This window comes from Vibrio rhizosphaerae, assembly GCF_024347095.1.
GTDB lineage: Bacteria > Pseudomonadota > Gammaproteobacteria > Enterobacterales > Vibrionaceae > Vibrio > Vibrio rhizosphaerae.
Genome location: NZ_AP024903.1, coordinates 2157275 through 2177278, shown reverse-complemented (window position 1 = coordinate 2177278; position 20004 = coordinate 2157275). Strand labels below are relative to the sequence as shown.

Genomic DNA, 20004 nt, shown 5'->3' with positions numbered 1-20004 from the left:
CAAAAAGATGCTTTTGGTTCCTTTTGACATCCATCAAAAGGAACTGGGGCGCTTTCGGAGATGGCAATGAGTTCGGAGAAAGTCATTGCGCACCAAACACCTGCATTACAAATTTTATCTTCCCAGCCTTGGGCTCCCAGATGTGACGCACAATTACGTTTTGCGGTTTCAGAGGCATTTGTGCTCAGTGCGCCAGTTACTCTTGCCAAGATGCAAGCGTAACCAGAACATCTTTTTTGTTCGGCTTGATCGCACGTTGTCCAGAACCAGCTTTTACGGGCGTCCTGCCCGGAAAAGCCTAATCATTCAGGACGTGACGATTTGTGATACGTCACCTGCCTCGCTGAACAACTAACGTTCCATCGTGGCCAGTTTTATTCCCATTAATACAAACAGTCCGGCGAAGCTTTTTTGGATCCGACGGACAATTTGGGGTGACTGGATGATGGCATGACGGATTTTATTGGCCAGCAGGCCGTAGATGACAAACACGACGAAGGTCATCAACATGAACACCAGACTCAGGATCAACATGTGCAGTATCGGAGCCGTCTGTTGCGCAGGGACAAATTGAGGTAAGAAAGCGAGGAAAAAGATCGACAGTTTCGGGTTGAGTAAATTAATCAATACGGCTTTGGATGCAATAGCAAGATAACCCGTTTGAGATGTGTTCTCATTCTGAAGTGTCAGTGCGCCGGCGTCTTTCCACATCCCCCAAGCCAGATAAGCCAGATAGATCACGCCAGCATATTTCAATAGCTGAAACAGGACTGCGCTGGTATGTAAAATGGCCGCCAGCCCGAAAACGCTGGCAACCAGATGCGGAATAATACCGGCGGTACAGCCGAGTGCCGCATAGAGGCTGGCTTTGGCACCGCGAGTCAGGCCAATCGATACGGTATATAACACCCCCGTCCCGGGAAGCAGAACAACAATCAGTGACGTCAGAAGAAATTCAATTGGCATAAACAATCCTTGTGCTGAGCCAGCATGTTTCGAAAACAATTGGATTATCATATCGGAGTGGTGAAGTATTGACCATTATTGTTTGGTTTGGGGCGTTATCGTTCCATCGATGCCATCCAGTCACTGTGATCGTATTGAGGTATAGAGATCAGCAGATATGGGATCCTCGTGTTGTTGTCCCATGAGGCCGGAACGTCTCGGCATCATGGGCATATTCATACCTCGAAAAGGCGGCGAGTGGATACGATTTATTTGCTGTTCAGCGCGTTAGTATACTCTACGGGTAACCAGCGATATCCGTGTTGCGCTTTCACGACATGCCCGAAGCCCGGGAAGGAGATATGCGCAGCCGCAACGAGATCGCCTTCTTTGACCACTTGTTGCAAGACTTTCTTCCGTGTTTCAACGGCTTTTTGCTGATTGACGTCAAAGTGAATTGCGACCGAAGGTGAGGGGAGTTGGATGGTTTTGATATGGATAATATCGCCCCACAACACCAGATTTTTCCCTGCGCTGGACACTTTGTAAATCACGCTGCCCGGTGTGTGTCCCGGTGCCGGAATCGCTTGTATGCCCGGAAATAATGCTACCGGTGCCTGAAATGTGGTTAATTTACCGGCATCTTTGACCGGGCCGACCGTCTTTTGGGTGTCGGCAAATGTATGGCGCTGGTCTGCCTCAACATGGCTGATGTTTTTCTCGTTCAGCCAAAAGTCAGCATCATGCTGATCGACATACACGGTGGCGTTAGGAAATGCCACATGTCCGTTTCTGCTGATGCCACCGGAATGATCGGCATGGATATGGGTCAGTAATACCGCATCGATGCTCTCTGCCGGATATCCGGCGGCGGCAAGATTACTGAGCAGGTGTCCGCCCAAGTCGCCAAATAGATCGCCTGCGCCGGCATCGACTAAAATCTGTTGTTTACCATCATCAATCACAAATGTATTGATTGATGTTTCTACCGGTGATTGCAGATAGGCGGATTGGAGTGCCTGATGAATCGATTTTTTGCTGGTATGGGTCAGGATTTTATCGAACGGTACATTGACCGTCCCGTCTGAAACTGCCGTCACAAGTAGTTTACCGAGTTTAATCCGATAGTAGCCCGGCGCTTGCTGCGCATCGAGATAGGTGGATGCATTGGCGAAATTCGCTAGCAATATAAAAGATATGATCCAAAATTTTTTCATGGTTTCCTCTGATGAGATTGATCGATTGAGTTTCTGGAGTATATTCATCCTCTGTTTATTAATTAAATTGATTGTCTTGATGAACCATATTGTTATTGATGATATTAGACGAGTGGACTTAAATTTGCTGGTGGTGTTATTGGCTTTGTATCATGAGCAAAGTGTCACCAAAGCTGCGGAACGCTTGTATCTGGGGCAGCCTGCCGTAAGCGGTGCGCTGAAGCGACTTAGGGAGCTCGTCGGCGATCCTTTATTCGTGAGACAAGGCAGCGGGATGATTGCAACCCCCCGTGCTGAAACATTGGTTCAAGCGCTGACACCGCTGATGGGATCCCTCCATAGCCAGTTATTTGATGTACCGGTTTTCTCCCCCCAGACCAGTGTGAAAACCTTTCGGATTGGCATGAGTGAATGGGTTGAACAATGGGTGATGCCAACGCTTTTACAACAGATATATCAAGATGCTCCGGGCGTTTATCTGAAGGTGGTCAATGTTGATCCTTATACGGCGCGTGATGCTGTAGAAGAAGGGATTGTGGATGTAGCTATCTCGTTGGATACCATATCGACGTTGGAAACGGAGAGTTTACATGTCCGGCGTATGGGCTACAAAACGGTTTGGTCACCCGCGCAAATGTCACTTTCAGACCCGATCACCTTGGATGAGTTTTTGAGTAAAGAACATCTGTTGGTGTCCTATCGTAATGCAACCAGTAGTCAACTGGATCAATTTTTGGCACAACAAGGCAAATCACGCCATATCCGTTATGTTTCACCTCATTTCTCTTCTTATCCGTTGCTTTTAAAGCAGCAGCCATTTTTGGCAACGGTGCCTCATGGGCTCGCTGTCATTTGGCAGCAGCATTACAATCTCATGATGAGTGATGTGCCGATGGGATATGAGGACATTAAGTTATGTCTGTTATGGCATAAAAGGTTGAGTCAAGATGCAGCCCAGCGGTGGTTGTTAGAACATTTGCAGCAAGTGATGCGATGAGCTTGACCTGTGAGATATAAAAAAAGCCAACCACAAAGAGTGTGATTGGCTATCGATATGAACAATTTGGTTCACTAACAACGTCAGTTGGCTAGGTGACCCTCGGCTTAATAAGGGTCATACTTGTTATTGCATGATGTGTGCCAAAAATTAAAATGTTGATAACTAATTGATTTTAAACGGCTTGGTTAAATATTAATCAAAACTCAATACAGTTACACTCATATCTTATTTGCAAAATGATAATTTGTTTTTATTTTGCAACAAACGTGATGTGATTTATGCAACCAGATGTTATGGTCGATTGACAGCTTTGAGCAACACCGGCGGGCGTGAAAGATAAGGGGGCGAGAAAACGAGTCGATTGAGAAACATAAGAGGGAGCAACATCGCGGGCATAACGTGGGGTGAGGAGCAAATGAAGAGGATAAAAAAGCGGGCCACTGGTGACAGTCGCCCGCTTTTGATGACATTGATTGGATGAACACTCATCTGATAAACATCGTGAGCTGGTTTTAATATCTCGGCCAGCCGTTACTATCCCAGTTTAATGTGCTAATCAGCAATTTTGAATTGCCGTTATCGGTCGCGTCATAAGCATGACGGACGATAACATCGGTATTGGCAATGTCCTGACCGCCGGGGCCAATCCACCGTTTGTTGCCCCCATCGAGTAACGTGCCGCCACCATTCATCATGTCTTGACCATTTTTATCCAGATATGGACCAGTGATACTGGTTGCTCGACCATAACGGATTTGATAGGTGCTGTCGACGCCACGACAACAGCGACCTGTGGACACAAACAGATAATAGTAACCACGACGATAAACAATACTGGGGGCTTCAATCCCACCGGAACGACTGGCCAGACTCGATAGCTCACCAATCGGTTTCATGGTGATTGGATTGAGACGAACCAGCTTAATCCCTGAGCCAAAAGAGCCAAAGGTCAGCCATGGATCGCCGGCTTTATCAATCACTAAGTCAGGGTCAATGGCATTGTAATCATTGGCCGTGGTCGTATGAATGACCATGCCGTGATCTTGCCAGTCACCAGCCGCTAGACTTGAGGCGGAAGCCAAACCAATCGCTGACACACGGGAACCAAATGTTGAAACCGCATAATAGAGCCAGACTCGGCCATTATAATGTTTCACATCCGGAGCCCAGACATCATCGTTTTTCAAACCGGGGACATAGGTGTACCACCAGCTTAAACCATGTGGAAAAACCGATGGTAACGGATTCCAGTCCAAGCCGTTGTAGCTGACTTTGCCATAAATCCCTTTACCGGTTTGAAATTCCCACCAAGTCCCGTTTTCATAGGCAATGGTTGGATCATGTGTGCCTAAATTGCCGCTTAAAGGCCAATGATTGGTTCTGCCATTGGTCGATGAGGTATCTACCGGCTGACCACCAGAGGCCCGCACTAAATTGAGACGAAACTGTTGCACATCGAGATTATTGACCTCCCACTGATCGATATTTGCGCCGTCAGCGGTATCCCAGTCCCATAAATCCAGCGCTTTCGCGCTATTTTTATTGACCAGTACATAGTAGCTGTTATTGAGATCCCGAATGTCCCACTTTTGAGTGTCGCCACCCCAATATTGCCATTGCGAGACATTGTCACCGTCCGCGGTGCCAGAGCGGTATACTTCCATTGCTTTGGCACTGTGTAGGTTGATGATGGAGTAATAACCGTCATCGCGCTGAGTAATGATCCAACGTTGCGTATTATGGCCGTTATCCGGCCACTGGCTGATGTTGGCGCCATTCTTTTGGTCAGCATTTGCGACTTCGACTAATTTCCCGCTCACCTTCGACTGAATGGTATAAACACCATTCCCGACGTTTGCTTGTACCGTTCCTGCGAGCACGAAGCCCGCAAGAAATATAATGTCGCGTGTTCTCATTGAAACACCTTCACTATCATGAGAGGTCAACGATCAACTGTTACTTAACGGTGTTTGAATCCCACAACCGTTGTAACATGTCCCATTTTTCAGTTTCGAAGCCAGTCCATTCACCCCAGCCAGATGTGTTAGTGCGTGCATCATAGGCGTGAGTGTACAAACCACCGGTGTCGTCTGATTCTGGGTTGATACTCCAGTAGCAACCTTCAATGTTCTTGTCTGACATGTAGTCAACAAGCGCATTTTGCCATTTTTTATCGTAGTCAGAACGAGGGAGGTAGCCCCACATATCCTGAATCCGGACGGCACCTGATTTCGGCCAGTCATAGTGACCACCGAACTCACCGATCACAATGGCATAACCTTCATCTTTGAGGTAACCGAAGTGTTCTTCCCAACCTTGTCTGAGCAATTCTGGGTTGATCACAATGTTACATTTCGCTTTTGCCGCTTCTTCTTCAGATAAGCCAGCACACTCAGGTTGTGCCGGATCCATGAACTGTTTCTGTACAGAAACAGAAGGGCCGTAAGTGTGTGGTGACAGCACTAAACGATCTTTTGGAATGTTCAGTGGGCTTGTTGCCATAGAGAAGAAGTTTTCACCCCAGTTTGGATTGGTTGCTTCATCGCCATGAGGGCTTGGTGTGCCATCGGAAGTGCCGCTACTGATACCTTCAACCCAGATCAACACATTTTTGTTTTCTTCGTTGATGGCTTCATAAGCATGTTCAGCCAGTGTTTTCCAATCGGTCCAAGTGTAATCCCATGGTTCGTTAAAGATATCGATCCCGAGGATGTTATTCACTTTCAGCTCATCTGCGAAACGAGCCAGTTGACGCAGGTCTTCAAGCCATTTCTGTTCGTTGTATTCCTGAACAGTCACGCCAGGACCGACATCGGTACCACAGGAGTAGTCTTCACGTTTGTAGGGGTAGTTGTCACGGTTTGCATCAGCATAAGGTGGGGTTGCGTCTAAACGTCCCGCACGCCAGCCCAGATAATTTGAGCAGGAGTGGATATCGAGCAGAATATCGATACCATTTTTGTCAGCCAGTTTGATGAAGTCTTCCAGTGCCTGACGCGCATTGGTGGCACGAACAGATTCATGGTTTTTAAAGACACGAGGCTGACCTTGCGGGTCATCGGGATCCAGTGTTTGCGGTGCAATCGGCAGACGAATCAGGTTGATACCTTTCTCTTTGATTTCATCCATTGTCTGTTGGATTGTCCGGCCGGTGCCTTGGCTGTTGTTCGCCCAGAACGTGTTACCCATATAGAGTTCCATCGGTGCGCCGCTAGGGTTTACAGAGTCGTTCGCCTGTTCGTGACGACCTTCCAGACCAAACCATGAGCCGCAATGTACTGGTTTAACAACATCATCTTTAGTGATATGGCCATTTTCGTTAACACGGAAAACGACTTGATTGCCGTCGCCGCCGTTATCACCGCCACCGTTGTCGCCACCGCCGTTATCGCCGCCGCCATTGTCGCCGCCGCTGTCACCACATAGTGAACCGGTCAGCGTTGGTACCTCGGCAGCACCTGTGCCCTGAAAGCCGAATGTGGTGCTAGAGCCGGGTTGTAGACTACCGTTTGAAGCTGTACTACTTGCAGTATATGGGTTGGTACCGGATAGTACCGCATTCCAGATATTGGTAATTTTAGCGCCTTTAGTATATTCCCAGCCGACATTCCATGCCGATACCGCACTGGTGGTATCATTTTTTACAGTCACGTTAGCAACGAAGCCTGAGCCCCAGTCACTCTGAACTTCATAACTACATGCTGCATAGGCAGAACCGGACATCGCCGCTAAAGCCAGACTGATACCAATACTAAGCGTTTGTTTCCTGCAACTGATGTTCTTGAAAACTCGCTGTTTTCTCATTTGTTACTCCTTTCAATTATTTTTAACTATTTATTTTTAAGTAATTATTTTTAATGCTGAAAATGATGTGTTGCTATCCATAAATGAATGTTCATCCACCCCCTGACTCGACCCTGAGTCCATAAGTTGAAATAAAAATCCGAGTGATAGATTTTGCTTTTAATTGATAACAACTCGGCAGAACCAGAAAATTATCAGTAAAAAACTGAAAATAGATCGAAAACAAATGATCTAATTAAACACACTAACTACTAGTCACTGGATAAAGCGCTGTCAAAAATAGAATGGAATATTTTTTAGATTAATTATTGAACTGTTATTTTTATCGAAAAAAATAACACAATAATTTATATGCTTGTCATCATAATTTATTGTGTTTCGGTTTGAGTTCATCAATTCAGTAAATAATTAAGGATGTTTTTGTAACCAGTAAATAAGATGTCATACGTTATGCTGAAGATGATTCGAGTGAATTGAATGATGATGTTGTTCATAAGCGGGATCTCACTGTAATTATCTTTCATTATTTTATTTGTTTGATTTTTATATATTTTATGTGTTTTTTCTATCCTGTGTGATCATCGAGTCTGATCAGATACTGACTGATTATTTGAAATGGCTCATTGTTTTCAATTATCCCTGAAATATTTCATGGATCTTTATTTGATAGCTTTACATTATTTAGTAATGGTATTGATAAATTTTGTTTTACAGTGAAATATTATTTCAAGGTGGTTATAAAATATAAATCTGGCAGAAATTTATATTTCAATAAGATTAAACTTTACAGGGAATCATACAGTTTAAGAAAGGCAGTTTTTCAGCAAATGTCAAGGAGAGGTTGAAATAATAGATGTGATAATTTTCAAGCAAAGCACGGTCTCGGTATGTATTGAAACACGCATAGTTTAGTGATGATATTTAGACCGAAGCGTTGTGCTTCGGCCTGATTAATCACGAATCGCATGATAAAGATTTATTTTGAGGTTTTATCGTAGGCTTTGATTAATACCGAAGTATCCATCCGTCCCAGTCCCCGTTCCTGAAGTTCGGCGTACATGGCATCGACTTCTTTTGTCATCGGAAGATCAATCTGGTGACGCGCTGCTTCTTGAAGACAGAAGCCTAAATCTTTTCTCATCCAGTCGATAGCAAAACCGAAATCAAACTTATTCTGTGACATTGTCACGGCACGGTTTTCCATTTGCCATGAGCCGGCAGCGCCGTGTTTAATCACATTGACCACTTGTTCAATATCCAGATCAGCGGCTTGTGCCAGTTGTAATGCCTCACTGAGTCCCTGTAGCGCGCCGGCAATACAAATCTGGTTGACCATTTTACAGCGCTGACCCTGTCCGTGAGTCCCGAGTCGTTCTGACTGCTTGGCATAGTGGGCCATAACGGGTTGGATCTGGCTGAAAACATCAGCTTCACCGCCGCACATAATAGTGAGCGTGCCATTCTCGGCACCGGCTTGTCCTCCGGATACCGGGGCATCGATAAATGAGATGCCTTTTTCCCGGCAGGCCTGAGCCAGTTCAAGCGCAAGTTCTGCAGAGGTCGTGGTGTGATCAACGATAATCGCCCCGGGTTTCGTCCCGGCAATAATCCCGTCATCACCATACATGACGCTGCGGACATCCTGATCATTTCCGACACAGAGAAAAATGGCTTCACAACCTTCAGCAGCAAGTTTCGGGGTCGGATGGGACTGACCTGAGTAGTCCTGCTCCCAAGCTTTTGCCTTGGCAGGGGTTCGGTTATAGACGTGAGTCTGATAGCCTGCTTTGGCAAGATAACCTGCCATGGGATACCCCATGACGCCCAAGCCGATAAATGCAACATTGGTAATATTCATAAGTGCTCCTTGCGCAAGAAAAGAGAATTGAGATAGGTCATGCGTTGTGTCGACATCGATTAAAGATACAGACAAATCATGTTGTTATCCTGTGAGTGCTGGTGACTATAATTGAACTTATTGACATATGTCAATCGGTATTTACGAGTGGTGCCTGTTAGAACATATGTTGACTGTTTTAACGACGTTCGCTGTTTCAGCATGGATGAATGGCCAACCCAGCGAAAGAGCCGCGACGATGCTAGTGTGAATCATTTGAGCAGACGCGAATAACAAGAGATCACACCATCAGCAGATAAACTGAGATGTAACGGGTTATTTTGTGCATACGATCCAAATATTGAACATTTTTAGTATAGAATTGAACAATAACTTCTAGTTATATCATGATGGGCCGATATAGGTTGTATTGAATTTCGTGAACTAAACTGTCATTAAGCACGAGATGAATCAGTAAGATGATTAAATAGAGTTGGGGGAGGTTACTCGGTTGGCATTACCTAAGTACGGAAGTCGCAAACTAGGATTTGATATGGCAGAGCATCCATCCGACAAGTTGCACAAGACAAATAAAACCAGGTCATACACTTTAGCGTTGAAGCAACCAGTGCAATTGATTTTTTTGACCATTCTTTTTCTTGGCATTTTTGCACAAATGATGATGACGACATTTCATCGTGAAGAAATGAAAGGGGTGGCTCATCTTGCCCTCAGCCATGCAAACCAAATTGCAACACAATTGACGGCGGCGATAAAGCTACTGGCTGACAGCGGTACGGTTGCATGCAGTCAGGAAGATCAGCATTTGATGCAGGACATTCTGCATATTAACCATTTCATTGCTGACATTGGCCGAATTGAGCGAGGGATGGTTCAATGTCTGACGCTCAACAAATTAGAGGGACCGCTTCCGCTGCCCAAAGCGCAATATATGTCGAATGGTTATTCTTTTGTCCAACGTTACCAGTTTGAGCAGTTGCCGCGTCATATTCCGGTTGATTTGACTTTTCGCGATAACGTTATTGCGATGACCGCTCCCCGAGCCTTTGAAGGCTTTGAAATATCAACCAGTTACACCGTCGAAATTCGCAGTGCCAGCTTGAAGCACACTTTCGAGCGGTTGGGTGATACGACGTTACCGAAAATTGATCCGGTCGGGCACCTGTCCCGTTTGTTGATCGAAAAACAGTGTAGTGATAAACCATCGCTTTGTGTGCTGGTCAGAGATAACCATCCCTTTATCTATCATGCTTTGAGTGGCCCGACTCTGGGTGCTTTTATGATCATCATTCTGTTTATCTTACTCAGCTATAAAATATGGGGAGTCCCCGTCTCCCGGGATAAACAGTTGAAGAGTCGGTTGCGTAAAGCGATTACACACGGACAACTCTCATTGGTCTATCAACCTAAATTTGTCCTGAAAGATGAACGAATCCAAGGATTTGAAGTGTTGTGCCGCTGGCATGACCCTCTGTTGGGAAGCATCAGCCCTGAGGTCTTTATTCCTTTGGCAGAGCAGACAAAGCAGATTCGTCAGTTGACATTGTTTGTGATTGAACAGTCGATTCAGGATATGGCACGGGTGTTACAGCAATATCCGGAATACACCTTGAGTATCAATCTGGCTGTGGATGAGTACCTGACGAAATCTTTTATTGAGCGGGTGACTGAGATTGTGAAAAAGCATTCAGTCAATGTGAATCAGATTATGTTCGAAATTACCGAGCGCTCTTCTTTTGGCTGTCAGGATGTGGTGTCGGTGTGTGACGTGCTTCGAATGCATCATTTCCGAGTGTCGCTTGATGATTTCGGGACAGGATATTCAAACCTGTCGTGGCTGAGTGATATCTATACGGATGAGATCAAGATTGACCGGATGTTTACCCATGCGCTGGGAACCGACACGATTGCTGGACGAACCGTTAACATGATGTTAGATCTGCTGGAAGGATTTGAGGATGTCACGATTGTGATGGAGGGGATTGAAACCCCCGAACAGGTTGATTATCTGCTTAAACGAGATATCGCGGTGATTGGGCAGGGCTGGTACTACGCCAGTCCGATGCCGATTGAAGAGATTAAAGCTTTTATTCGTCGTCATTCGATCAGAAACATTATTTAAGGTGAATACACCAGAGCCCGGGCCCATGTATCTTGCCGTTTGTGATTGTCATCGTGTTGATTCTGTGATGTCAGATATGACGAATATAGCGGGAGGTTTGAGTGAAAGAATCGGTGCAGATGCCTGACATTTACCCGTTAGGAGAGCATTGTTATGTGCTTCAGGCACCAGAGCCGGTGACGTTACCTCAGCAACAAAAAATCTGGGCGATTGCAGAACAGCTGAGAGCCCGGCCGGAAATGATCGATGTGGTTCCCGGTATGAATAACCTGACGGTTCGTGTTCAGCCCAATGCCGTCACCCATGACGGCTCAGACGAATATCGCGATGTATGCGCGTTGTTCTGTCACTATTGGGCGACTGATGACATGATACTGACCACCGGACGATCGCTGGAAATTGCCGTCACGTTCGGCGGAGAGGCCGGTCCTGATTTGGTGTCCGTCGCAAAGCATGCCGGTTTGAGTACCGATGCGGTGATTCGCCTTTATACTGCGGCTGAATATCGTGTTTATTTTTTAGGATTTCAGCCGGGGTTTGCTTATCTTGGCGGGTTACCCGAAGCGCTACATACGCCGCGACATACCTCTCCGCGGACAAAAATTCCGGCAGGTTCGGTTGCCATTGGTGGTGCGCAAACCGGGATTTATCCCAATGCTTCTCCCGGTGGCTGGCAAGTGATCGGGCGCACGGATGTGGTTTTATTTGATCCGCAGCGCTCGCAGCCTTCTTTTTGGTTACCGGGGGATCGGGTGACGTTCACGGTTGCGGAGGTTGATGGTGATTGACGTACGACACTGCGGCCCGTTGGTGACGGTTCAGGATCTCGGGCGAGAGGGATTTCGTCATCAAGGCGTGTCTCGTGCCGGTGCGCTCGATCGTCTGGCACTGACCCTTGCCAATCGACGGGTCGGTAATGCTGATAATACCGCCGGATTGGAAATCATGTTCGGGGCCAGCACGTTTCTCTTTCAGGCGGATGTTTGCTTTGTGCTGACTGGTGCGGATTGTTTCGCCCGGTTAGATGATCTGCCGGTTTATCCGGGGTGGCGTTATTGTGCCCATGCCGGACAGCGTTTGCAGCTTCGTACGCCTAAGCGCGGTTTGTGTGCTTATTTGGCTGTTCGGGGCGGGATCGAAGTACCGCTGGTGATGGGCTCGGCTGCGACCGATTTACAGGCTGGTTTCGGTGGTATGGAAGGGCGAGCGTTGCGTAAAGGTGATCGACTGGTGGTCGGCGCAAATCACCCTATCTGTGATGGGGGAGCCGATGACCACTTTGGCCTTTTACTGCCGGAGCCCGATGCCATGATTCGTGTGTGTATCGGCCCGGAATTTGGGCACTATTCTCTTGCTGCTCAAGAACAGTTTTTCACGACCGCGTGGCAAGTCAGTCCTCAGAGTAATCGGATGGGGTTTCGACTCTCGGGACCGCCGATTGAGGCGCAATCTCAGGCCAAACTTATGTCTCATGCGGTATTCCCCGGGGTGATTCAATTGCCACCCGACGGGCAACCGATTATTCTGGCGGCAGAAGGACAGACGAGCGGAGGCTACCCGAGAATGGCTGTTGTGATCGACAGCGATTTGTGGCGTTTGGGCCAGCTGCGTCCGGGTGAATCCGTCTATTTTCAGCCCGTTTCTTTGGTTGAGGCGCAGATGGCTGCCGAGGTTCAGGCGCGTTATTTACAACGTGTGACGCTGGCATTGAATGCTCACTGAATGTTAATCACACAGGGGAAGTCATCAAATGAGCGAAGCGGTGAGGGCAAGATGAACAGAGTCGATCTGAATTGTGATATGGGAGAAAGTTTCGGGGTATATTCACTCGGCAATGATGTCGCGCTGATGGATTTTGTCAGTTCCGTGAATATTGCCTGTGGCTTTCATGCTGGTGATCCGGGTGTGATGCGTGAGACGGTCAGGTATGCATTAGCGAAAAATCTAGCCATTGGCGCACATCCGGGACTCCCAGATCTTGCCGGGTTTGGCCGTCGGATGATGGCGATTTCTCCTCGGGAAGCGTATGACATGGTTGTCTATCAGATTGGCGCATTATATGGGTTTGTTCGCGCAGCCGGAGGACGTTTACATCATGTCAAACCGCATGGTGCTTTATACAATATGGCCGCTCAGGATGAATCGCTGGCAGCCGCCATTGCTCAGGCAGTGAAAGATGTTGATCCGACTTTGGTCTTGTACGGATTATCCGGCAGTGCGCTGATTCGCGCCGGAGAAACGGAAGGATTGCGGGTGGCTCATGAAGTATTTGCGGATCGCACCTACCAGCCTGACGGGACATTAACCCCACGCGATCAACCCGGTGCCTTGATTCACCACGACGATGCAGCGCTGAATCAGGTTCTTGATATGGTCTGCCAGAGGCAGGTTCGGGCGACTGACGGGCAATGGGTCAACATTCAGGCCGATACGATTTGTATTCACGGTGATGGTGCCCATGCCCTTGAATTTGCAGCGAAGATCCGTCAGACATTACAACAGTCCGCTGTGATTCAGTCGATGTAATTCATTCATTGATAAAGGTTCTGACCACGCGTCGGGTCAGTTGAATCACCAGTTCATACGGAATCGTTCCGACTAATTTGGCAACGTGCTCGACCGGCACATGTTTACCCCATAGCTCCACGCGGTCTCCAACCTGATCGGTTGCATTGGGGCCAAGATCGACGGTAATCATATCCATCGATATCCGGCCGGAGATTGGCACAATCCGGCCATTAATATAGACCGGCGTTCCGTTCGGCGCTGATCTCGGATAGCCGTCACCATAGCCCATTGCGATCACGCCGATGTAAGTGTCTCGCGCGGATGTCCAGTTTTCACCGTAACCGACGGGTTGATTGGCCTGATGCCGACGGACGGCAATTAATCTCGATTGCAAGGTCATCACCGGGGTTAAATGCCGTTGCTGACCGATTTCATCCAGATGCGGTGCAATACCATACAGCGCAATCCCGGCTCGTACTGCGTCAAAGTGGGCGTCTGGGCAGGTGATAATCCCGGCTGAGTTTGCCAGTGTTTTCATCCCTTGATAGGTTTGTGTCTGATTTTTGAAACGTTCAAGCTGAATCTGGGTTGAATGGGCATTCGGGTTATCCGCACAGCTGAAATGGCTGATAAAGCCAACGTGGCCTGCAATTTTGCCGCTTTTTTCCAGACGAGTGATGTAATCGCTGATTTCCTCGGCCTGAACGCCGAGGCGATGCATGCCTGTATCTAACTTTAACCAAACCGAGGTATGTTGCGTCAGGGGCGTTTGCTCAAACTCCCGGAGTTGCTCCGGGCAGTGGATCGTGGTGTGGAAATTAAGTTGTGCGGCCAGCTGAAGATCTTCCGGACAGAAACAACCTTCTAATAATAAGATGGGCTGAAGAATATCTGCTGAACGTAATTCAATGGCTTCTTCAATGCGAGAGACGGCAAACATGTCAGCCTGTGGCAGTGCGCGTGCGACTTGGATGGCGTTGTGCCCGTAAGCATCACCTTTGATAACCGCAATCATTTTTGTGTCACTATCACAGTGGGATTTCAATAAGGTGAAGTTATTTCTTAATGCATTTAAATCAATAACCGCTTCAGCAGTAATCATAATCGTTCCTGGTTTGGGCAAAACATGTAGAGGGCATTTTTAATTTTCGGTGATCACAGTGTATATCGCCTGCTTGAGCAATGCATTTATTAATCATTAACATATTAATCATGCATATCCTATCGCGTCATGCCACGAGCATGTCATCAGCGAATGAAATTTGTGCAATTTTCGATTGTCATTCTATCCAAATAGCCAGACAGAAGAAGCAATATACAGGCCAGTGCTTTGACATTACGGGAAGCTTTCCAACCGTATATTGGTGTGAGCAGACGCCATATGCGCCGGATGTGTTTGGGAAATATGGTAAACGGCATGAGTGATGATGCGGTTTTTCATTTTATGCTGCATATTGGTTATTTTCTGGTTTTAAATTTCAATGCGTAATCAGCGTCATTTGATATTTCATGCTGCGGATACAGCCATCAAAATTTATACAACGGGTCTTTGACGAAGCAGTTCAGACCGGTAAACGGTCGACATTAAGCACTAATAATGTGCAATTGGCACCATTATTGGGCAATGTCAGTTTTGCAGGATATAGATATATACATAAAATATCATTACTTTGGTGATTTAAATCACATCTTTGTAAGATTCTGTTTGGGTGATTGAATAGCTTTAATCACTGATAAATAGTCAATTCTGCGAAATTATATAAATTTGAAAAAGGGATGTAGGCCGTGCATTTTTCTGATTCGGTCAGTCGCTTTAGAATAAGACTCTGAAAAAAAGCACAGAGCTGGCGGTTTCTATCATATGAGTGTTTTGACTTTGTGTGAATTTTTATTCGGTAAAATACAAATAAATGAATGTTTATTCATGTTTTGTGCTCAAAAATGATTCTGTTGCTCATTTCCTTTCCTTAATGTTGTCATGTATTTTGCTCTGTAAATGGTGATTGACTCATAACGAACATTTTTATTTGTGTTGACTAGGATGGAGTGATTGCGAGATGGAACTGAAGAAACCGTATTTATTATTTTTAGGTGATGCAGCGGATGGATTAGCTGCAAAAGTGGCCCAAGGCATCAAGACGTGGCGTCCAGAGTATTGTGTCGGGCAACTTCGTCTGGAAAATTGTCATGCAGATTGTGGTTTACCTGATATGAGTATATCGGACGCAGTTGCTGCCGGCGCAAAAACACTGGTCATTGGCGTGGCAAACCGAGGCGGCATTATTTCTGACGAATGGACGAATGTACTGGTTGAGGCGTTAGAAGCCGGAATGGATATTGCGTCGGGATTGCATAATAAGTTGACCGATATACCCGCGTTGGTAGCGTGCGCAGAGAAGCAAGGTTGTGCTTTGTTCGATGTGCGTTATCCGACTCAGGTTTATCCGGTTGCAAATGGTAAAAAGCGCACAGGTAAGCGCTTGCTCACGGTCGGGACCGATTGCTCGGTCGGAAAAATGTATACGTCTCTCGCGATTGAGAAAGAAATGCGTGACCGCGGGATGGATGCCGATTTTCGGGCCACCGGTCAGACCGGGATTTTGATTTCGGGAGAGGGCGTCAGTGCTGACTGTGTCGTCGCCGACTTTATTGCGGGGGCAATTGAAACGATTTCTCCCGCCAACACACCTGATCATTGGGATGTCATTGAAGGGCAGGGTTCTTTATTCCATGCGTCGTTTGCCGGTGTGACAACCGGATTAATTCACGGCGCTCAGGCGGATGCACTGGTGTTGTGTCATGAACCAACCCGTCAGCATATGCGAGGACTGCCGGATTATGCTTTGCCCGATATTGAAGTCTGCATGGCTGCCAATCTGGCCACGGCGCGTTTAACCAATCCGAATGTTCAATTTGTCGGGGTGTCGATCAACACCTCCGGACTGGATGAGCAAGCGGCATTGTCTTATATGGCGACGCTTGAAGAGCAGCTTGGATTACCGGTTGTTGACCCTTTCCGACAGGGCGTCGGGCGTCTTGTTGATCAGCTGGCGGTGTGCGCATGAATATTCGTCTCTATCGAAAAAGCTGGCCCATTCGGGGCAGTTTCACGATTTCTCGCGGGAGTAAGACTGCCGCCGAAACTATTGTGGTTGAGATTGAAAAGCATGGCTGTATCGGTCGGGGGGAGTGTGTTCCTTATAACCGTTATGGAGAATCGATTGACAGCGTGATTGCTCAGATTGAAGGGATATTTCCCGAAATCCGATGTGGTATTAGCCGTCAGCAACTGCAACCCTTATTACCGGCCGGCGCTGCCCGGAATGCGGTCGATTGCGCGATGTGGGATCTGGCATGCAAGCTCAGTCAAACCACGATTTGGTCTCAACTCCAGATCACACCGGGAGCGTTAACAACGGCTTATACCTTATCGCTGGATAAACCTCACAAGATGGAAGAAGCTGCCGTTGCCAATGCCTTCCGCCCGTTGCTCAAGTTAAAGCTGGGCGGGCCGGAGGATCTGGAACGTGTGCGTGCAGTTCGTCGGGGCGCTCCTCAGGCAACGATTGTTCTGGATGCTAATGAAGCCTGGGATGTGGCAACCTATCAAACATTGATTCCCGAATTAGAACAGTTGAATGTTGCGATGATCGAGCAGCCGTTTCATGCCGATGAAGACTGGGTCTTAGATGACTTGCCCCGGCCAATCCCGATTTGTGCTGACGAATCTTGTCATGATCGGCAGAGCCTGAGCCGTGTGGCAGGGCGCTATGACATGATTAATATTAAGACCGATAAAACGGGTGGCTTGACGGAAGCATTAGCATTGAAGCAAGCCGCACAGGCCGCCGGTTTACAGATTATGGTGGGGTGTATGCTGTCTTCTTCACTGAGTATGGCCCCTGCATTTGTGGTTGCTCAGGGGGTTGATGTCGTCGATTTGGATGGCCCGCTCTTACTGAGTCAGGATATTGAACATGGTTTTGAGTTTGAAAAAAATCAAATGCTGCCTTTTGGTGCGGAACTATGGGGATAAAAGGGAAATTATTTATGGAACGGATTGTTTATGTCAATGGGACGTATGTTCCTGAATCTGAAGCGAAAGTGTCAGTTTTTGACCGTGGTTTTCTCTTCGCTGATGCTGTCTATGAAGTGACGTCGGTATTGGACGGTAAACTGATTGATAACGCGGGTCACATTGCCCGTCTGGAACGCTCTTGTCGTGAGCTGGGAATAAAAATGCCGGCGACTGCGGAACAGTTGACAGTCATTCAGCAGACGCTGATCGACAAAAATCAGTTGGTTGAAGGGGGCATCTATCTGCAATTAACCCGGGGCAATGAAGGGGATCGTGACTTTGCTTACCAAGCGGCGATTGAGCCGACGCTGGTTTTATTTACACAGGCCAAGCAATTGGTTGATCACCCGAAAGTGAAGCACGGTATGAAAGTGATTTCTTTTGAAGATATCCGTTGGAAGCGCCGGGATATTAAAACCACCAGCCTGTTGCCTGCATGCTTGGCAAAACATGCCGCACATGCCGCAGGTGCTGATGATGTGTGGCTGACTGAAAATGGATACGTGACAGAAGGGGGTTCCAGCAATGCTTATATCGTGACGCAAGCCGGCACATTAGTCACTCGTCCATTGAGCCATGATATTCTGCATGGGATTACCCGGGCGGCGCTGATGAAACTGGTTCAAGACACAGGCGTCAAGGTTGAAGAACGTTTGTTTACCATCGAAGAAGCACAGCAAGCGAAAGAAGCCTTTATCAGCTCGGCGACCACGTTTGTCTGGCCGGTTGTTGCCATCGATGAACAACCCATCGGTGATGGCCAGCCGGGGCCAGTGGCTCTGAAGTTGCGGGAGATTTATATTCAGACTGCGAGAGCGCACAGCTAATTTAAATTGAGCGGAACGAATCAATTTGACAGGTCACACAAAACCCAATTATCCCGGTTGGGTTTTTTAATACTTTCCTTGCGAATCTCAGTTCATTCGGGTCATGATTTCATATTTTGCAATCTTTATGATAGTTGCGGTGCCATGATTGAGGCATGATAGGATCTTTACGTCGCATCTTCATTGATAAAAATATTAGATTAATGACTTCAATTGTCTAAAAGATGATCATCATTAACCACACTTTAACCCTTTAAATATCTAGAATATAGTTAGTTCTCTCATTTGGTGACAGTATGATTTGTGACGGTCGGTAAAGTTGCTTCATAACAAATACATATGAATGACAATTGATGCTGCTTGTTGGTTGGTTGATGGAAATTAAAGCTGCGTCACTGTGAACACAATGATGACTGAATCACAAACAGAATAAAGAATGAGGCGCTGGAGTCATGTGACTCCAGCGCCAGTAGCATAGTTTTAGGAGCGTAATTCATGACGAAAACCTTCCCTCTTTATCGCCAGTCATTGGTCGCCTTCGGCTTGGTGCTTGCTCTGGCCGGGTGCCAACCGGATGGCACTCAGGCTGAAGCAACAACCCCACAGAAACCACAAGCTGTCGCGGTCGATGCCGTTGCGATTCACTATCAGCCAGTTGAGTTAACGACTCGTCTTCCCGGCCGGACAAGTGCCTATCGGGTTGCTGAAGTCAGACCGCAGGTGGCGGGGATTATTACTAAACGTTTATTTGTTGAAGGCAGCACCGTCAAAAAAGGTGAGGTGCTATACCAGATTGATCCGGCAACATATGAAGCGACTTTAGATAGTGCCAAAGCCAGTCTGGCTTCTGCCCAAGCGACATTGGAAAAAGCAAAATTGCAGGCTGCGCGTTATCAGACACTGGTAAAAAGTCGTGCGATTAGTGAACAAGATTATGAAGATTCTCGCGCCACGTACCGTGAAGCACTCGCTGCGGTCATGTCTGCTGAAGCCTCGGTGAAATCTGCGCAAATCAATCTAGATTATACCCATATCAAAGCGCCGATTTCTGGACGTATCGGTAAATCAAGTGTTACCGAAGGTGCGCTGGTTACCGCGAATCAGACCAATTATCTGGCAACGATTCAGCAACTCGATCCTTTATATGTTGATCTGTCCCAATCCAGTAATGAGTTGCTCAAATTGAGAAAGCAGACGGTTGGTAGCGATAAAAAGCTTAACGGTATCAGACTGAGCTTGGATGATGGGACCAAAATCGAACAGGAAGCGACGTTACAGTTTGCTGATGTGACGGTCAACGAAAAAACCGGCACGGTCAATCTGCGAGCCTTGCTACCGAACCCTGATCAAGTTTTTCTGCCCGGTCTGTATGTCAGGGCTGATTTACCGACAGAATATCGTGAAAAAGCAATGTTAGTCCCTCAGGCTGCGGTAGTTCGTGATGCCAAGGGTCAGGCTCATGTCATGGTCATCAATGCAGAAAACAAAGTCGAAGATCGTGTCATCATCACCCATCAGATTGTCGGGTCTCAGTGGTTGGTTGATTCTGGCCTGAACGCCGGGGAAAAAGTGATCGTGAGCGGATTACAAAAAATTCGTCCGGGAGCGGTGGTGACGGCAAACATGGTAGAACAGGGGCAATAAT

General features: G+C 47.1%; 16 protein-coding genes. 10 read left to right on the top strand and 6 right to left on the bottom strand.

Annotation, left to right across the window (positions count from 1 at the left end; translation table 11 throughout):
* Positions 1-66 precede the first annotated feature (66 nt).
* Positions 67-222, top strand: a complete 156-nt coding sequence (locus tag OCV37_RS09305) for a hypothetical protein (RefSeq protein WP_157634906.1) — start codon at positions 67-69, stop codon at positions 220-222.
* Positions 223-351: 129 nt separating this feature from the next.
* On the opposite strand, the gene OCV37_RS09300 is transcribed toward OCV37_RS09305, so the two are convergent.
* Positions 352-966, bottom strand: coding sequence for a LysE family translocator (locus tag OCV37_RS09300; RefSeq protein WP_038179471.1), 615 nt, complete (start codon positions 964-966; stop codon positions 352-354).
* Positions 967-1214: 248 nt separating this feature from the next.
* A complete protein-coding gene (locus tag OCV37_RS09295) occupies positions 1215-2162 on the bottom strand; it encodes an MBL fold metallo-hydrolase (protein WP_038179472.1) in 948 nt (315 codons plus the stop codon).
* A 79-nt stretch (positions 2163-2241) separates the two neighbouring features.
* Between OCV37_RS09295 and OCV37_RS09290 the strand changes: the two genes are divergently transcribed.
* Positions 2242-3159, top strand: coding sequence for a LysR family transcriptional regulator (locus OCV37_RS09290; RefSeq protein ID WP_038179632.1), 918 nt, complete (start codon positions 2242-2244; stop codon positions 3157-3159).
* A 515-nt stretch (positions 3160-3674) separates the two neighbouring features.
* On the opposite strand, the gene OCV37_RS19760 is transcribed toward OCV37_RS09290, so the two are convergent.
* From OCV37_RS19760 to OCV37_RS09270, 3 genes are all read right to left on the bottom strand, one after another.
* Complete coding sequence (locus tag OCV37_RS19760; protein WP_038179473.1) at positions 3675-5078, bottom strand: family 43 glycosylhydrolase; 1404 nt, start codon at positions 5076-5078, stop codon at positions 3675-3677.
* 40 nt (positions 5079-5118) lie between these two features.
* Entirely contained in the window at positions 5119-6966 is a 1848-nt protein-coding gene (locus OCV37_RS09275; protein ID WP_084717434.1) for a cellulase family glycosylhydrolase, read from the bottom strand.
* Between the two features lie 976 nt (positions 6967-7942).
* The gene (locus tag OCV37_RS09270) at positions 7943-8824 is read right to left on the bottom strand and encodes an NAD(P)-dependent oxidoreductase (protein WP_038179474.1); all 882 of its coding nucleotides are present in this window, start codon (positions 8822-8824) and stop codon (positions 7943-7945) included.
* A gap of 607 nt (positions 8825-9431) precedes the next feature.
* Here OCV37_RS09270 and OCV37_RS09265 point away from each other — a divergent pair.
* The 4 genes from OCV37_RS09265 to OCV37_RS09250 all read left to right on the top strand — a co-directional run bounded on the left by OCV37_RS09265 (position 9432) and on the right by OCV37_RS09250 (position 13472).
* Entirely contained in the window at positions 9432-10946 is a 1515-nt protein-coding gene (locus OCV37_RS09265) for an EAL domain-containing protein (protein WP_169739353.1), read from the top strand.
* A 119-nt stretch (positions 10947-11065) separates the two neighbouring features.
* Positions 11066-11734: a 5-oxoprolinase subunit PxpB gene (pxpB, locus tag OCV37_RS09260; RefSeq protein ID WP_038179636.1), complete on the top strand. Its 669-nt coding sequence runs from the start codon at positions 11066-11068 to the stop codon at positions 11732-11734.
* A complete protein-coding gene (locus tag OCV37_RS09255; RefSeq protein ID WP_157634908.1) occupies positions 11724-12668 on the top strand; it encodes a 5-oxoprolinase subunit C family protein in 945 nt (314 codons plus the stop codon). Before pxpB ends, OCV37_RS09255 begins: the two co-directional genes overlap by 11 nt.
* 51 nt (positions 12669-12719) lie before the next feature.
* A complete protein-coding gene (locus OCV37_RS09250; RefSeq protein ID WP_038179640.1) occupies positions 12720-13472 on the top strand; it encodes a LamB/YcsF family protein in 753 nt (250 codons plus the stop codon).
* 1 nt (position 13473) lies between these two features.
* Here OCV37_RS09250 and alr read toward each other — a convergent pair whose 3' ends face one another.
* The gene (gene alr, locus OCV37_RS09245) at positions 13474-14556 is read right to left on the bottom strand and encodes an alanine racemase (protein ID WP_038179476.1); all 1083 of its coding nucleotides are present in this window, start codon (positions 14554-14556) and stop codon (positions 13474-13476) included.
* A 955-nt stretch (positions 14557-15511) separates the two neighbouring features.
* On the opposite strand from alr, the gene dgcN reads away from it, so the two are divergent.
* The 4 genes from dgcN to OCV37_RS09225 all read left to right on the top strand — a co-directional run bounded on the left by dgcN (position 15512) and on the right by OCV37_RS09225 (position 20003).
* Positions 15512-16519, top strand: a complete 1008-nt coding sequence (gene dgcN, locus OCV37_RS09240) for an N-acetyltransferase DgcN (protein WP_038179478.1) — start codon at positions 15512-15514, stop codon at positions 16517-16519.
* Positions 16516-17490, top strand: a complete 975-nt coding sequence (gene dgcA / locus OCV37_RS09235) for an N-acetyl-D-Glu racemase DgcA (protein WP_038179480.1) — start codon at positions 16516-16518, stop codon at positions 17488-17490. The genes dgcN and dgcA overlap by 4 nt, the downstream gene beginning before the upstream one ends.
* A 14-nt stretch (positions 17491-17504) precedes the next feature.
* Entirely contained in the window at positions 17505-18359 is an 855-nt protein-coding gene (locus OCV37_RS09230) for a D-amino-acid transaminase (RefSeq protein ID WP_038179482.1), read from the top strand.
* Between the two features lie 495 nt (positions 18360-18854).
* Positions 18855-20003 (top strand): efflux RND transporter periplasmic adaptor subunit, encoded by a 1149-nt coding sequence (locus OCV37_RS09225; protein ID WP_038179484.1) that lies wholly within the window; start codon positions 18855-18857, stop codon positions 20001-20003.
* The last annotated feature ends 1 nt before the right edge of the window (position 20004 follow it).

Excerpts from the sequence above, each read along its gene's own strand:
- OCV37_RS09305 (WP_157634906.1), top strand. The coding sequence starts at position 67 with ATGAGTTCGGAGAAAGTCATTGCGCACCAAACACCTGCATTACAAATT.
- OCV37_RS09300 (WP_038179471.1), bottom strand. The coding sequence starts at position 966 with ATGCCAATTGAATTTCTTCTGACGTCACTGATTGTTGTTCTGCTTCCC.
- OCV37_RS09295 (WP_038179472.1), bottom strand. The coding sequence starts at position 2,162 with ATGAAAAAATTTTGGATCATATCTTTTATATTGCTAGCGAATTTCGCC.
- OCV37_RS09290 (WP_038179632.1), top strand. The coding sequence starts at position 2,242 with ATGAACCATATTGTTATTGATGATATTAGACGAGTGGACTTAAATTTG.
- OCV37_RS19760 (WP_038179473.1), bottom strand. The coding sequence starts at position 5,078 with ATGAGAACACGCGACATTATATTTCTTGCGGGCTTCGTGCTCGCAGGA.
- OCV37_RS09275 (WP_084717434.1), bottom strand. The coding sequence starts at position 6,966 with ATGAGAAAACAGCGAGTTTTCAAGAACATCAGTTGCAGGAAACAAACG.
- OCV37_RS09270 (WP_038179474.1), bottom strand. The coding sequence starts at position 8,824 with ATGAATATTACCAATGTTGCATTTATCGGCTTGGGCGTCATGGGGTAT.
- pxpB (WP_038179636.1), top strand. The coding sequence starts at position 11,066 with ATGCCTGACATTTACCCGTTAGGAGAGCATTGTTATGTGCTTCAGGCA.
- OCV37_RS09255 (WP_157634908.1), top strand. The coding sequence starts at position 11,724 with ATGGTGATTGACGTACGACACTGCGGCCCGTTGGTGACGGTTCAGGAT.
- OCV37_RS09250 (WP_038179640.1), top strand. The coding sequence starts at position 12,720 with ATGAACAGAGTCGATCTGAATTGTGATATGGGAGAAAGTTTCGGGGTA.
- alr (WP_038179476.1), bottom strand. The coding sequence starts at position 14,556 with ATGATTACTGCTGAAGCGGTTATTGATTTAAATGCATTAAGAAATAAC.
- dgcN (WP_038179478.1), top strand. The coding sequence starts at position 15,512 with ATGGAACTGAAGAAACCGTATTTATTATTTTTAGGTGATGCAGCGGAT.
- dgcA (WP_038179480.1), top strand. The coding sequence starts at position 16,516 with ATGAATATTCGTCTCTATCGAAAAAGCTGGCCCATTCGGGGCAGTTTC.
- OCV37_RS09230 (WP_038179482.1), top strand. The coding sequence starts at position 17,505 with ATGGAACGGATTGTTTATGTCAATGGGACGTATGTTCCTGAATCTGAA.
- OCV37_RS09225 (WP_038179484.1), top strand. The coding sequence starts at position 18,855 with ATGACGAAAACCTTCCCTCTTTATCGCCAGTCATTGGTCGCCTTCGGC.